Origin of the sequence: Methanobrevibacter sp. V74, from assembly GCF_963082495.1 — an archaeon.
Taxonomy (GTDB): Archaea; Methanobacteriota; Methanobacteria; order Methanobacteriales; family Methanobacteriaceae; genus Methanocatella.
Window position 1 is genome coordinate 463,843 of the sequence record NZ_CAUJAN010000001.1, and the last position, 13,489, is coordinate 477,331.

Consider the following 13,489-nt stretch of genomic DNA (forward strand, 5'->3'; position numbering starts at 1 on the left):
TGTTTCATTTAAAATGCTGTCTACACTCATTTAAATATTTATCAACATTATAAACAGCTACGATTGCAGATATTTTAAACATTAATCACTTGAATAATAACTTATTTAAATTTTAAAGTATATAGTATTAATCATAATTTTTAGGAGAGTAGTTAAAAAATGAAAATTATAGCACTTCAAGCAAGTCCTCGTGTAGATGGAAACTGCGATGTATTAATGGACGAAATGATTAAGGGTATTGAGGAAAATGGTGGAGATGTAGTTAAATATTACTTGGAAAAATGTGAAATTGCACCTTGTAAAGCATGTATGCACTGCGCTGAAAACCTGGAATGTGTACGTGGAGATGATGGAAACAAGATTATTGATGAATTAGCAGCTGCAGATGGCGTAATATTTTCAACACCAATCTATTACGGTCAAATGACAGCACAAGGTAAACTTATCATTGATAGATTTTATGCAATTGGTCAAAACCCTAATAAAAGTTTATCAGGTAAAGCTGCATTGATCTTTACTGAAAATCAACCGGAAGGAACCTATGCTGATTATATTGAACTTACAAAGTTTTCACCATTTACATTTATGGGATATGATGTTATAGGTCATGTAGATGCCGGTAGTGCAGGCCCTGCAGGTATTGTTGCTAGCGAACAACCTGATAAATTAAAAGAAGCTTACGAATTAGGTTTAAAATTTTAAACCTGATTTACTATTTTTTGTTGTAGAATACAACATTATTTATATTGTTATTTCTATAACTAGTTATTAACTATTAAATTGTGGTTGATGATATGACAGAATTGAAATTAACTAACATATGGGATAAGGTGTTTCCTAAATCTGAAAATGTATGTCATGAGAAGGTGTCATTCAAAAATAGATACGGTATTGAATTGGCTGCTGATTTATACAAACCATTAGATAATGATTCTAAATTACCAGCAATTGCATGTTCCGGACCATTTGGTGCTGTTAAAGAACAGGTTTCAGGATTATATGCACAAAAATTAGCCGAAATGGGATTTTTAACCATTGCATTTGATCCATCATTTACAGGTGAAAGCGGAGGCGAACCACGCTTCATGGCGTCTCCGGATATCAACACTGAAGATTTCCAGGCTGCAATAGACTTTTTAGCTACAAATGGTGATGTTGATGCCGAAAGAATTGGCATTTGTGGAATCTGTGGATGGGGTGGAATAGCTTTAAATGCTGCAAGTCTAGATACTCGTGTTAAGGCAACTGTAACTTCAACCATGTATAACATGACTCGCCAAATTGGAAAAGGATATTATGATGAGGCGGATAATGCTGATGCAAGATATGAAATGAAAGTAGCCCTGAACAATCAAAGAACTGAAGACTTTAAAAATGGTGAGTATACAAGAATAGGTGGAGTTGTAAAAGAAGTAACTGATGATATGCCGAAATTTGCAAAAGATTATCATGATTACTATATTGAGTTAGGATATCATCCAAGATCTCCTGGTTCAAACGACGGATGGAATGTTATTGGCTGCATGTCCTTTATATCCCAACCGATAATTGCATATTCAGATGAGATTCGATCTCCTGTTTTGATGATTCATGGTGAAAAAGCGCATTCTAGGTATTTCTCAGAAGACGAATTTGCTAAATTAACTGGAGACAATAAAGAATTAATGATTATCCCAAATGCGGTTCACACTGATTTGTACTATAAAACTGATGTAATTCCATTTGACAAAATTGCAGAGTTTTACAATAAATATTTGTAGCTAGTTTTTAACTAACTACTATTTTTTTATATTACTTTTGAGATATTATTTAATATGGGTTTAGGTTCATTTTTTAAGAGAGGTAAAGAGAGTAAAAAGGAAGAAGTAATTGAGGATTGCCATATTAATATTAGAATGGAGGATTGTGATGCTTGTGAAAAGTGTGCAATCGCTTGTCCAAATAATGTTTTACAAATAAATAAGAATGCCTGTTCTGTTCGTGACTCCAGAGTATGTAAGAACTGTAAAATATGCATGGCAATTTGTCCAAATGAGTGCATTACTATTAATTAATATTTTTTAGCTATTTCTGGGATTAATTAAGATATATTCAATTTTTAACATGATAATTATCTGATTGAATTAGCTTAGATGACCTTAAGGTCTGGCATTTATTCCAACATTTGCTTTATCAATTAATTTAGAAATGCCACATCCATACTCCGTCCTACATTAGTATTTTTCTTAAATCGGTTATTTTGCAAAAATACTAAATAAAAAAACAAATATAATTATATTAATAAAAAATTTTGGAGAAAAATGATGATATATTCAACTGAAATTGAAAATATGTGTCCTGTAAGAAAAGGTGCAAATCACGACCCTGCTCCAATACCTGAAGAAGGAAAATGGGTAAAAGCAAAACAAATTGGAGATATTTCTGGTTTTACTCATGGAATTGGATGGTGTGCACCGCAACAGGGATGTTGTAAATTGACTTTAAATGTTAAAGAAGGGATTATTGAAGAGGCATTGGTTGAAACATTAGGTTGTTCTGGAATGACACACTCAGCAGCAATGGCTGGTGAAATACTTGTTGGAAAAACCATCCTCGAAGCATTAAACACTGACCTTGTTTGTGATGCAATTAACACAGCAATGCGTGAATTATTCTTACAAATTGTTTATGGAAGAACTCAATCTGCATTCTCAGAAGGTGGACTTCAGATTGGTGCTGGACTTGAAGATTTAGGAAAAGGTCACAGAAGTCAGGTTGGAACAATTTACTCAACAAAAGCAAAAGGTCCGAGATATTTAGAACTTACGGAAGGTTATATTACTGAAATTGGTCTTGATGAAGATGATGAAATCATAGGTTATAAATATATTAACTTAGGAGTAATGTTAGATTCCATTAAAGAGGGTGTTAATCCAATGGAAGCTATTGAAAAAGCAACAGGTCAATATGGTAGATTTGACGATGCAGTTAGAAAAATAGATCCGAGGAGTGAATAATATGAGTTTATTTGAAAGTTATGAAAGGAGAATCAACCAAATCACTCTTGTACTTGAAAAATATGCTATTAAAGACCTTCAAGATGCAAAACAAATATGTCTTGACAAAGGTTTTGACCCATATAATATTGTAAAAGGTGTTCAACCTATTTGTTTTGAAAATGCATGTTGGGCATATACACTTGGGGCAGCAATAGCTATTAAACAAGGTTATGTGAAAGCATCTGATGCTGCTAAAGCTATTGGTGAAGGTTTACAAGCATTTTGTATTCCTGGAAGTGTCGCTGATGATAGGCAGGTAGGTTTAGGTCATGGTAACTTAGCTTCCATGTTATTAAGTGATGAAAGTAAATGTTTTGCTTTTTTAGCAGGACATGAGAGTTTTGCAGCTGCTGAAGGAGCAATAGGTATTGCAAACTCAGCAAATGAAGTTAGAGAAAAACCATTAAGGGTAATATTAAACGGTCTTGGAAAAGATGCTGCATTAATTATTTCAAGAATTAACGGATTCACTCATGTTGGAACTGAATTTGATTATTTCACAGGAGAAGTAAAAGTCGTTAAAGAAAAAGCATATTCTGATGGTGAAAGAGCAAAAGTAAGATGTTATGGTGCTGATGATGTACGTGAAGGTGTAGCCATTATGCATTTGGAAGGTGTGGATGTATCTATCACAGGCAACTCAACTAACCCAACTCGTTTCCAACATCCGGTGGCAGGAACATACAAAAAAGAATGTATATTACAAGGTAAAAAATACTTCTCAGTTGCTTCAGGTGGAGGGACTGGTAGAACATTACACCCAGATAATATGGCGGCCGGACCTGCTTCATATGGTATGACTGATACTTTAGGTCGTATGCATTCAGATGCTCAATTTGCTGGTTCCTCATCAGTTCCTGCCCATGTGGAAATGATGGGATTAATTGGAATGGGTAACAACCCAATGGTGGGGGCATCCGTAGCTGTTGCAGTGGCTATTGAAAAATCAATGAAATAAGAGGATAAATTCTCTTAAATTTACTTTTTGGTGATTTTATGAGCATAATGTGGGGTTTAACTGCAAGAGGAATTTGTGAGTATAATAATAAAATTTTACTTTTAAAAATAAGATCTCATTCAGTTCATGATGCAGGTAAATGGGAAATTCCAGGCGGTAAAGTTAAAAAGTGTGAATTTTTTGATGATGCTTTAAAAAGGGAATACCTAGAAGAAACAGGTTTGGAAATTGATGTAGATTCATTATATAATGTTGTTAGAAATGATTATACTGCATGTAAAACCAATGAAGAAGTTAAATCAATTCAGTTGATTATGAAAGTAACATGCCAAAGTGATGAAGTTACTATTAGTAAAGAGCATGATAAGCATGGGTGGTTTAGTAGGGATGAAATTAACGAAATGATTGAAAATGATTTACTAACTCCTCCTGCTGTAAATGCATTTAAAAAATGATGAAATTATTTTTCAGGAGAAAACAAAATATATTAAGGTTGTTTATAATTAAATTATGCAAATTTTCCCATTAATTTATAAAAGTAATTCTAATAGGTTGTTTAGATTAATACATAATTGAACATATAATTTTCTCAATTATTTCATGATTTTTTTTGTTTGATAATATGTGAACTAAAATAATCTTTATTATCGAATTTCTATTAACTTAATTTTATAAAATAAAAAATTTAATCAATATCTAATATCCTTGAGGCGTTTTCAAATAAAATTTGTGATTTTTCTTTATCAGTTAAATCAAGTTTATTAAAGTATTCCATTTCACTTGCAGAGTCCCACATTGGATAATCAGTACCCCAAAGTACTTTTTCACTTCCATATGCATGGATTAAATCAACCGCTTCAGTTGATGTTAAATTATATAAGCTTGAACTTAAATCAACATATAAATTAGGCGTACCGGCTAATTTTGCAGTTGCTTCTTTCCAAATACTCCAACCTGCAAAATGAGCTCCAATGAATGTTATGTTTGGAAATTTTTCTAAAAATGCTTTAATCTGTTCAGGATTTGAGTAATTATATCTAAAATCTCCGCAGTGAACAAGCATAGGCACATTGGCTTTGTCAATTATCTCACCTATTTTAAATGCACGGTCTTCATCCATAGCGAATAATTGAAAATCCGGATGAAGTTTAACACCTTTTAAGCCTAATTCTATTAAATAATCAAAATCTCCCTGTAAATCTTCACTATCTGGGTGTAAGGTTCCAAATCCAATGAATTTGTCAGGATGTTTGTTAACTGATTCAGCTATAAATTCATTAATAGATTTAACTTGTTTTGGGATTGTTGCAACAGAATGAACTAAATAATGGGTTACTCCAACTTTTGCCCCATCCTCTAGTAAACCATCTACTTTACCGTTTAATGACATATCTAAATCATAAAACTCTCTGATTCCCCTCACTGCTTTATCTGCTATTTTTTCTGGGTAAATATGACAATGTGCGTTTACTATTTTTTTCATATTATTTAACCACCTTAAGATAATTTTACTTGTTTATAACTAAAATATTTATTTGTATAAATGTATATATTAATTAACATGAAAGTTGATAGATGTCCAGATTGCAATAAGATTATTTCACCTCAGGAGACTGTTTGCAGTAATTGTGGTGCTAAATTGGATAACCGCTCTGTAAAAAGAATCAATTCTATTTATCATAGGAGCAATGTTGCGACTTTTGCCTATTTAATTATTTTTTTAATTGCAGCATTAATTTATTCATTTTTCAATTGGGTTTTGTCTGTAGTTGTCGGTGTAGGATTATTTATTATATTGGTGTATTTTACATTTGTTAGATAATACTATTTAGATGAGTATCAACCGTTAATACATTTTTTCACCAGAATACAAGTTTTCTCCACTGTATATTCTAATTAGCCTGTCAATTAAATCATCATACATTAATCTATGACCTACTGCTCCACCTTGGGGTGTTTGAACATTATTTAGGGATTTATCTGCATATTTTCCACAATTATTTATTATATACCACATGCCATGAGGTGTGTATATGAATAATTCACCTTCACCTTCACTAGCTCCATTTTTAAAACTATCTTGAGGGTCATATATCTTAGTAGAGTGAACTGCCAGTCTGGATAAGTCTTGTTCAGGTCTTGTTCCGCTTTTTTCAAATAACATTTTTAACCATTCGTAAGATTGATCAATTAGGTTTACTTTTTTAATCGGATCTTTAAATGCTTCTTTTACTTTATTTTGTCTTTTTTCTAAAGTGTTTGTTATTCCAAGAATTTCTTCAACTTTTGACACATTCTTTTCAAGACATCTCCATCCTTCAGGCCTTCCAGTTACTTGTACATTGCCTTCTACAAAGTCATTTCTTTTAAATTTTCTGAAATAGGGTATTACTTTTTCAAATTCTTCGTCAGGTATTCTTTTATTTAATTCGTAAAGATAACCGTACTCATTAGCGTCATAGCATTTTGTTTCAAGTTTCAAATCTTCATCTGCCATGTTGTTATTTAAATTTTAAAATAATATAAATCTATTGTAGAATGAATGAATTTTATTATTGTCAATTAAATTTAATATTTTTATTAATTTTAAGTTATTTTATTTAGTTCAATAATTATTTTAAATCAACTTTTGACATATTTTTTTCAAGACATCTCCATCCTTCAGGCCTTCCAGTTACTTGTACATTGCCTTCTAGAAAATCATTTCTTTTAGATTTTTCTGAAATAGTGTTTTACTTTTCGTCAGGTATTTTTTTATTTAATCCGTAAAGATAACCCTACTTATTATCCTAATTGCATTGTTTTGGGTTTCAAATCTTCATCTGCCATGTTGTTATTTAAATTTTTAAAGTAATATAAAATCTATTGTAGAATGAATGGATAGTGTTTTTAGTATCAATTAAATTTAATATTTTTATTAGTTTTAAGTTATTTTATTTAGTTCAATAATCATTTTAAATTTTAGTAAGCTATTTTTATATTGAAAACAGATATAACAATATGGTTAAAGTAAGTATTTTAGGATCAACTGGAGTTATAGGTAAGAATGTTGCATTTACTCTTGCACGTGAAGACACAGTTGATGAAATTGTCATGTTTTCAAGACCTGAAAGTCTTGAAAGAGCAAAAGGGGAAACCTATGATATGTATGATGCATTAGCTGCCCGTGATATTGATTGTAAGCTAACCCCATCATCAGATTTTAATGACATTGCTGGTTCGGTCATTGTATTGATTGCAGCTGGAATTCATAGGGAAAAAGGAATGAAAAGATTAGACCTTGCTATTCCAAATGCAAAAATCGTTAAGTATTATGCTAAAAAAATAGCGGAATATTCTCCAGAGTCTATAATACTGGTTGCAACAAATCCTGTTGATGTCATGACAACAATTGCACTTAAAGCATCCGGATTTAAAAAGAGTAAAGTTATTGGTGTCGGAAACCACTTAGATTCTTTAAGATTAAAAAATTATTTCTCAAGACAAATAGATATTAACAGTTCTGAAGTCCACACTAGGGTTATTGGAGAACATGGGGATCATATGGTTCCACTTTTAAGCTCAACAACCATTGGAGGTATTCCACTTAAATATTTCGTTGAATATGTTAATCTGGACATTACGGGACTTGTAGACCAGCTAAAACGTGCTGGAAATACAATTATTTCTAAAAAAGGAGCAACAGAATATGGTCCTGCTTTTGCTATTTCAAATTTAATGTCAACTATTATCACTGATTCTCATAGAGTTTTAACAGTTAGCAGCTTTTTAGACGGTGAAATTGAAATGGTTGAAGATGTATCTTTAGGTGTTCCGGCGGTTATTACTAAAAACGGAGTTGCTCTTATTGTTCAAATTCACATGAACGACATTGAGAAAAAAGAGTTTTATGAAGCGGCACATACGGTTAGAGATGCAACATGTGAAGTTTTAAAAGAACTTGATTTAGGTGATTGAGTGAAACTTGTTGTTCAAAGAGTTACTTCAGCCAGTGTGGAAGTTGAGGGGAAAATAGTTGGCGAAATTGATGAAGGTTTAATGGTTTTAGTGGGTTTCGGTGATATGGATACCACTAGGGAAGCTGATTATTTAGCTCGCAAACTGGCTAAATTAAGAATTTTTGAGGATGAACATGGTAAAATGAACAAATCTGTCATGGATATTGGAGGTAAAGTTTTATTGGTACCACAATTTACTTTATATGCTTATACAAAGAAAAATAGGCCTTCTTTTCATAAGGCTCTCTCATCTGATAAGGCAACGGAACTATTTGATTACTTCACAGATAGATGTAGTGAATTAATCTGTGTTGAAACGGGCATGTTTGGGGAATTTATGAAAATTAATTTATCAAATAATGGTCCTGTCACCATTCTTTTAGAAAAAGAATTTAATTAGTAACAAATTAAATACAAATATTTAAGAACATTTATTTCAATATATTAATTTATATAATCATGGACGTAAAATTCAATGACAAGTGAAACACCAAAATCAAGTGAAATTAAAAGATTAACTTCGCCTTTAAAGTTTGAAGGATTGAAAGCTTATGATAGTTATGGAAAACCGATTAAATATAGTGAAACCTTGTCTGACATTAGATTAACTGTTGAGCCAAAAAAAGGTATTTTAACAGACGATGAAATTTTACAATATGCTCCACTATCAAAAGCGGCTTCACAAGTAAGACTTAAAAGAAGTTTTGGTGATACTCAAGATGTATTATACTTACATGAGAGTATTCCTTGGATTTTAGGATTATATTATGTAATTTTAATTTGTGTAAGTATTTCCATTATATTCGCAAAAAATGCACTATTAATGGCAATTTTACTTATTCTATTTATTATCCCTTTAATCTATTTATATCATATTTTTAAATTAGATAAATATGTGGAAGCTCAAACCAAAGGCATTGCTTCAACTTCTAAGACATATAAAAAAGATACGAATAAAATTGAAGTGGATGAAATTGTTGGACTTGAATCTCTTAAAGAATATGAAAATGAAATTAGTAATTTGAATGTTTTATTTAGTGTCAAACAGGATGTTGTTCGCAATTTAATTAAAAAACGATTTGAACCTCCTCAAATTACTCATGACAAATTTATCAGAATTATTGATAATTGTGAAAAGTTATTTAATATTCAATCAAATGCTGCATTAAATATTATTAATTTGGCTGCAGAAGATACTCCAAGAGTTAGGGGTGAAATTAATAATAAAATTGATGCTATGAAAAGAATCATCAATCAAATTGAAGATTTGACAAATGAATTGGTTATTAATATCAGTTCTGATGAAAACTCAAAAGATGATGTTGATGATTTATTAGATGATATGGAAATTTTAATAGATTCTGTCAAAGAGTATTAGGTGATGATATGACTAAAAATTGTCCAAAATGCGGAAAACAATTGCCTGAAGATGCAAAATTCTGCATGGATTGCGGATATAGTATGGATGATGAGCAAAGTAAATTCAATTCTAATTTGTTTTCAAATGGTTCAATATTTATTATCTTAATCGCTATTGTTTTGGTTATTGGTGGAATACTTATTTTAACTTCATTTGCAGATGTAGATGACCATGATAATCAGGATGTTGGTCATGTTGATTTAACAGTAACTGAAGTTGGCGGATGGGATAATAATGACAGTGATTCAAAGGCAAGCTACACATTATATGCTAATGCTATATTTAATAGTGTTCCAGATGATATTGATGGATATAATGTAAAAACTTCGTATTATGATTCAAATGATACGGAAATTGGTCATGATATAGAAACTTTAGAAAATATTTATTATGAATCTGAGTTTTCAATTAGTTTTGGATATTATACAACCTATAAATTGCCTAATCCTGACCATGTGACTGTAGAAATTATTAAAGATGGTAAAGTTATTGATACTTTTAGAGAAAAAGTTGATAAGAATAGTATAGATTTTTTAAATTAGTAGGTGATAAAAATGGCTGAATTCTCACTTGATGTAGATGGAATAAAACAAGATGTAGAAATTTCTTTAAATGAAGAAAAAGGAAAATTAGAAAATTCTAATCTTAAAAAACAAGCAAATGATAATGCAGGAGCAATATTTGAAACAGACTTAGACAATCCTCAAGCAAGAGAAAGTATTTTAAAACCATTAGATAATTTTGGTTTAAATGAAATGTCAAGATCTGCTTCACACAATGAAATGCTATCAACAAGATTTGTTGATTTAACAAAAGGTGGAAAAGATGCTGACAATATTGGAGATCAATTATTGGAACTTAATAAACAAATGAAAGATTTAGATCCAAGTAAAGTTGATTTTGCTAAAAAAGGTGTTTTAAGTAATTTCATGAACCCAGTTAGAAAATACTTTGCAAAATACCAAAAAGCGGAAGTTGCAATTTCTGAAATTGTAGAATCTCTTGATAAAAGCAGTAAAGTATTACAAAATGACAACACTACCCTTTTAAATGAAGAAAATTATTTAAGAGAAGTTACAAATAAATTACTTGCTGATATTGAACTTGGTAAGCAAATGGACCAATCAATCGAAGCTCAAATTCAAACTGCTGAAATTGAAGGAGTATCAGAAGATAAAATTGCATTTGTTCGTGAAGAAATATTATTCCCATTAAGACAGAGGATTATGGATATGCAGCAAATGATTGTTGTAAACCAACAGGGCATTGTTTCTTTAAATGTTATAAGACGTAACAATAAAGAATTGATTCGTGGAGTCAACCGTGCTAAAAATGTAACCATTTCAGCTTTAAGAACTGGCGTTATGGTTGCAAGTGCATTATATGACCAGAAAATTGTTATGGATAAAATCAATATTTTAAATCAAACAACTGAAAATATCATTGAATCAACTTCCCATATGCTTAAAGAACAAGGAAGTGAAATTCAAAAACACAGTGCTGAGACTATGATTTCACCTGAAGTTTTAAAAACTTCTTTTGCAGAAGCTATTCAAGCTATTAATGATGTAAGTACTTATAAAGTTCAAGCATTACCTCAAATGAAGGAAACAATAAATATGTTTAGCGACATGGCTCAGGAGGGTCAAAAAGTCGTTGAGAAAATTGAGATATCCAATAATAATTTAATTGAATAATATGAATATATTCGAAAAATTTTTAAAATCGTGGTGGGTTATTCTTTCATTTATAATGTTTATAAATGGTTTTGGATTTATTTACATAGGCTCCAAGCATAATAATAGAAATTGGATTATTGAAGGAATAATCTATGAAATGCCATGGTTTTTCTATGTTATTTATCTAGTAATTTATGAATTGCCACCATATTTCACTGCCAATCCAATTTATGTGGTATTCCTATTTGCTTTTTTGATTATGTTTGTTGGAATTATAAGGTCATTTTGGGTTGCGATTAAACTTTGGAATGTATATAATAATAATGAAAAATATGCATTAAATCCAACTGAGTTAAAAAATCCAAATAAAACTAAAGGAAACAATAATTATTCTATTATATTTTCATGTTGCTTATGTGTTATTATAATATTTTTAATATTTGCAATCAGTGCTATTTTATGAATTTTAGAGGATGTCATGTTTAGAAAAATGAGAAGAAAAGGTCAAGAGATCACAGAAAGTGAATGCATTGAAATATTAACTAATCAACCTAGTGGAGTATTGGCTCTTTTAGGTGATTATGATTATCCTTATGCAGTTCCTATGAGTCATGTATATGTTGATGGTAAAATATACTTCCATGGGGCTATGGAAGGACATAAAAATGATGCTATAATGCGTTGTGATAAAGTTTCCTATTGTGTTGTGAACAATGGAGTTTTAAATGATGATTGCTGGTCTTATACATTTAAAAGCGTTATTGTCTTTGGAAGAATCAGAATATTGAAGGATAATGATGAAAAAATTGAAAAATTAACCTGTCTTGGAGATAAATTCAACAAGGCACATGGAGAAACTGCTGATGAAATCAGAAGACTATTGGATGAAACTGAAGTCTTTGAAATTACTATTGAGCATATGAGTGGTAAAATAGTTGAAGAAAATTAAACGGGGTTTATTATGATTGGAAATGATTGGGATTTGGTTTTAGATGATGAATTTAAAAAAGAATATTTTAAAAATATTAAATACTTTGTTGATAGTGAATATTCAAATAAAAGCATTTATCCTCCATATGATGAGATTTTCAATGCTTTTAAACTAACTCCACTTAGTAATGTTAAAGTGGTTGTTTTAGGGCAAGACCCATATCATGAAGCAGGTCAAGCTCACGGTCTTGCTTTCTCAACACCAAATGGCAGGCCAATTCCAAGATCTCTTAAAAATATTTTTAAAGAAATCAATGCTGAATATAATTGTCCGATTCCTGAATCTGGTTGCTTGGAATCCTGGGCAAAACAAGGGGTTTTTTTACTAAATACTGTTTTGACAGTTGAAGAGGGTAATGCTAACTCCCATAGTGAATGTGGATGGCAAACATTTACTGATAATGTAATTAAAATATTAAATAATCAAACACAACCTATTGTATTTTTATTATGGGGAAAACAAGCTGAAAGGAAAAAGGAATTAATAACTAACTCAAATCATTTAGTTTTGATAACTTCACATCCATCTCCATTTTCTGCAAGACGTGGATTTTTTGGGTCTAATCATTTTAAGTTAGCTAACGAATTTTTAAGTGAAAATGACGTGGATGAAATTAATTGGGAGCTTTAAGTCATTACTCCAAAATTAATTCCGTTATTTCCAACAGATATAAAAGAATGATGTTCATTATAACCACTGCGTGGATAGTCGTTTCTTTGTGATTCAATTCCATGTACAATTTTGTAGTTTTGATATTCTTTGTTTAAAATATCATAAAACTCATCATGAGAATATTTTGAATCAGAAACGCTTTTAACTACTTCTTCAACGGTTTTTGTAATGTTAGTTCCTCTCCATGTAATATAATAGAACTCTTCACCTGCTGAAAACCATAATTTTGAATTATTTTTTCCATCATGCCGGTCATAGTTAGTGAAATGAACTGCATCACGGCCATCTACTTTTACTTTTTGTGCGTGGTTATGTTCAAGGAAATATCCATATAACTCCATTATTGAGGGGTTAACATATCTTATTGTAAATTCATCAATATCTTCGCTGTATTCATACATATTAAAGTCACTGCTATAAGGATTTTCATATTTTGGAGGTATTTTAAATTCCTCATATCCTACAGTCGAGGTTGTCCAATTTGATGGATCAATTGCACTAACTGCATTCATTAATATGAATAATACTAAAAGAAAAATTAAGATTCTTCGAAACATGATAACAATTTATGATTATTCCTGTATAAAATATTTTTAGATAACAATATCATAATCTGTTTTTCTATTATCTCTCATTCTTGAGTCCATATCAACTAAATCATAAACTAGGGGGTTTGCCATAATCATTGTCCATATTTCATAAGTAGTTTGGATGAACTCCTCATTTAGTTTAA

Annotated in this window: 18 protein-coding genes; 15 read left to right on the forward strand and 3 right to left on the reverse strand. The window is 30.7% G+C overall.

Going from position 1 to position 13,489, the window contains the following annotated elements; genetic code table 11:
- The first annotated feature begins 159 nt into the window (after positions 1-159).
- The 6 genes from Q9969_RS02240 to Q9969_RS02265 all read left to right on the forward strand — a co-directional run bounded on the left by Q9969_RS02240 (position 160) and on the right by Q9969_RS02265 (position 4,451).
- Positions 160-702: a flavodoxin family protein gene (locus Q9969_RS02240; protein ID WP_305513177.1), complete on the forward strand. Its 543-nt coding sequence runs from the start codon at positions 160-162 to the stop codon at positions 700-702.
- 92 nt (positions 703-794) lie between these two features.
- The gene (locus tag Q9969_RS02245) at positions 795-1,760 is read left to right on the forward strand and encodes an alpha/beta hydrolase (RefSeq protein ID WP_305553964.1); all 966 of its coding nucleotides are present in this window, start codon (positions 795-797) and stop codon (positions 1,758-1,760) included.
- A 54-nt stretch (positions 1,761-1,814) separates the two neighbouring features.
- Positions 1,815-2,054: a 4Fe-4S binding protein gene (locus Q9969_RS02250; RefSeq protein ID WP_305513173.1), complete on the forward strand. Its 240-nt coding sequence runs from the start codon at positions 1,815-1,817 to the stop codon at positions 2,052-2,054.
- Positions 2,055-2,303: 249 nt separating this feature from the next.
- Entirely contained in the window at positions 2,304-2,996 is a 693-nt protein-coding gene (locus Q9969_RS02255) for a hypothetical protein (RefSeq protein WP_305553967.1), read from the forward strand.
- 1 nt (position 2,997) lies between these two features.
- Positions 2,998-3,996, forward strand: a complete 999-nt coding sequence (locus tag Q9969_RS02260) for a GGGtGRT protein (RefSeq protein ID WP_305553970.1) — start codon at positions 2,998-3,000, stop codon at positions 3,994-3,996.
- A 38-nt stretch (positions 3,997-4,034) separates the two neighbouring features.
- Entirely contained in the window at positions 4,035-4,451 is a 417-nt protein-coding gene (locus Q9969_RS02265) for an NUDIX domain-containing protein (RefSeq protein WP_305553973.1), read from the forward strand.
- Positions 4,452-4,681: 230 nt separating this feature from the next.
- Here the strand turns inward: Q9969_RS02265 and Q9969_RS02270 are convergent, their stop codons facing one another.
- Positions 4,682-5,479: an amidohydrolase family protein gene (locus Q9969_RS02270; protein ID WP_305553976.1), complete on the reverse strand. Its 798-nt coding sequence runs from the start codon at positions 5,477-5,479 to the stop codon at positions 4,682-4,684.
- 60 nt (positions 5,480-5,539) lie between these two features.
- On the opposite strand from Q9969_RS02270, the gene Q9969_RS02275 reads away from it, so the two are divergent.
- Positions 5,540-5,818 (forward strand): zinc ribbon domain-containing protein, encoded by a 279-nt coding sequence (locus Q9969_RS02275; protein ID WP_305553979.1) that lies wholly within the window; start codon positions 5,540-5,542, stop codon positions 5,816-5,818.
- Between the two features lie 24 nt (positions 5,819-5,842).
- Here Q9969_RS02275 and Q9969_RS02280 read toward each other — a convergent pair whose 3' ends face one another.
- Positions 5,843-6,493, reverse strand: coding sequence for a hypothetical protein (locus tag Q9969_RS02280; protein WP_305553982.1), 651 nt, complete (start codon positions 6,491-6,493; stop codon positions 5,843-5,845).
- 503 nt (positions 6,494-6,996) lie between these two features.
- Here Q9969_RS02280 and Q9969_RS02285 point away from each other — a divergent pair.
- From Q9969_RS02285 to ung, 8 genes are all read left to right on the forward strand, one after another.
- Positions 6,997-7,953: a malate dehydrogenase gene (locus Q9969_RS02285; protein WP_305513116.1), complete on the forward strand. Its 957-nt coding sequence runs from the start codon at positions 6,997-6,999 to the stop codon at positions 7,951-7,953.
- Complete coding sequence (gene dtd / locus Q9969_RS02290) at positions 7,954-8,394, forward strand: D-aminoacyl-tRNA deacylase (protein WP_305553985.1); 441 nt, start codon at positions 7,954-7,956, stop codon at positions 8,392-8,394.
- A 75-nt stretch (positions 8,395-8,469) separates the two neighbouring features.
- On the forward strand, positions 8,470-9,372 hold the full coding sequence (locus Q9969_RS02295) for a hypothetical protein (RefSeq protein WP_305553988.1): 903 nt from the start codon (positions 8,470-8,472) through the stop codon (positions 9,370-9,372).
- 8 nt (positions 9,373-9,380) lie between these two features.
- Positions 9,381-9,956, forward strand: a complete 576-nt coding sequence (locus Q9969_RS02300) for a zinc ribbon domain-containing protein (protein ID WP_305513110.1) — start codon at positions 9,381-9,383, stop codon at positions 9,954-9,956.
- A gap of 12 nt (positions 9,957-9,968) precedes the next feature.
- Positions 9,969-11,111, forward strand: coding sequence for a toxic anion resistance protein (locus tag Q9969_RS02305; protein ID WP_305553991.1), 1,143 nt, complete (start codon positions 9,969-9,971; stop codon positions 11,109-11,111).
- Between the two features lies 1 nt (position 11,112).
- On the forward strand, positions 11,113-11,556 hold the full coding sequence (locus Q9969_RS02310; protein ID WP_305553994.1) for a hypothetical protein: 444 nt from the start codon (positions 11,113-11,115) through the stop codon (positions 11,554-11,556).
- A 15-nt stretch (positions 11,557-11,571) separates the two neighbouring features.
- Positions 11,572-12,042: a pyridoxamine 5'-phosphate oxidase family protein gene (locus Q9969_RS02315; protein WP_305553997.1), complete on the forward strand. Its 471-nt coding sequence runs from the start codon at positions 11,572-11,574 to the stop codon at positions 12,040-12,042.
- Between the two features lie 12 nt (positions 12,043-12,054).
- The gene (ung, locus tag Q9969_RS02320; RefSeq protein ID WP_305554000.1) at positions 12,055-12,714 is read left to right on the forward strand and encodes a uracil-DNA glycosylase; all 660 of its coding nucleotides are present in this window, start codon (positions 12,055-12,057) and stop codon (positions 12,712-12,714) included.
- On the opposite strand, the gene Q9969_RS02325 is transcribed toward ung, so the two are convergent.
- Entirely contained in the window at positions 12,711-13,268 is a 558-nt protein-coding gene (locus tag Q9969_RS02325; RefSeq protein WP_305554003.1) for a hypothetical protein, read from the reverse strand. The two genes, ung and Q9969_RS02325, sit on opposite strands and share 4 nt — an antisense overlap.
- Positions 13,269-13,489 lie beyond the last annotated feature (221 nt).

What these genes read in the sequence shown, in the direction of transcription:
- Q9969_RS02245 (WP_305553964.1), top strand. Translation starts at nt 795, where the DNA reads ATGACAGAATTGAAATTAACTAACATATGGGATAAGGTGTTTCCTAAA.
- Q9969_RS02275 (WP_305553979.1), top strand. Translation starts at nt 5,540, where the DNA reads ATGTATATATTAATTAACATGAAAGTTGATAGATGTCCAGATTGCAAT.
- Q9969_RS02260 (WP_305553970.1), top strand. Translation starts at nt 2,998, where the DNA reads ATGAGTTTATTTGAAAGTTATGAAAGGAGAATCAACCAAATCACTCTT.
- Q9969_RS02280 (WP_305553982.1), bottom strand. Translation starts at nt 6,493, where the DNA reads ATGGCAGATGAAGATTTGAAACTTGAAACAAAATGCTATGACGCTAAT.
- Q9969_RS02315 (WP_305553997.1), top strand. Translation starts at nt 11,572, where the DNA reads ATGTTTAGAAAAATGAGAAGAAAAGGTCAAGAGATCACAGAAAGTGAA.
- Q9969_RS02250 (WP_305513173.1), top strand. Translation starts at nt 1,815, where the DNA reads ATGGGTTTAGGTTCATTTTTTAAGAGAGGTAAAGAGAGTAAAAAGGAA.
- Q9969_RS02285 (WP_305513116.1), top strand. Translation starts at nt 6,997, where the DNA reads ATGGTTAAAGTAAGTATTTTAGGATCAACTGGAGTTATAGGTAAGAAT.
- Q9969_RS02325 (WP_305554003.1), bottom strand. Translation starts at nt 13,268, where the DNA reads ATGAATGCAGTTAGTGCAATTGATCCATCAAATTGGACAACCTCGACT.
- ung (WP_305554000.1), top strand. Translation starts at nt 12,055, where the DNA reads ATGATTGGAAATGATTGGGATTTGGTTTTAGATGATGAATTTAAAAAA.
- Q9969_RS02255 (WP_305553967.1), top strand. Translation starts at nt 2,304, where the DNA reads ATGATATATTCAACTGAAATTGAAAATATGTGTCCTGTAAGAAAAGGT.
- Q9969_RS02295 (WP_305553988.1), top strand. Translation starts at nt 8,470, where the DNA reads ATGACAAGTGAAACACCAAAATCAAGTGAAATTAAAAGATTAACTTCG.
- Q9969_RS02305 (WP_305553991.1), top strand. Translation starts at nt 9,969, where the DNA reads ATGGCTGAATTCTCACTTGATGTAGATGGAATAAAACAAGATGTAGAA.
- Q9969_RS02300 (WP_305513110.1), top strand. Translation starts at nt 9,381, where the DNA reads ATGACTAAAAATTGTCCAAAATGCGGAAAACAATTGCCTGAAGATGCA.
- Q9969_RS02310 (WP_305553994.1), top strand. Translation starts at nt 11,113, where the DNA reads ATGAATATATTCGAAAAATTTTTAAAATCGTGGTGGGTTATTCTTTCA.
- Q9969_RS02240 (WP_305513177.1), top strand. Translation starts at nt 160, where the DNA reads ATGAAAATTATAGCACTTCAAGCAAGTCCTCGTGTAGATGGAAACTGC.
- Q9969_RS02265 (WP_305553973.1), top strand. Translation starts at nt 4,035, where the DNA reads ATGAGCATAATGTGGGGTTTAACTGCAAGAGGAATTTGTGAGTATAAT.
- Q9969_RS02270 (WP_305553976.1), bottom strand. Translation starts at nt 5,479, where the DNA reads ATGAAAAAAATAGTAAACGCACATTGTCATATTTACCCAGAAAAAATA.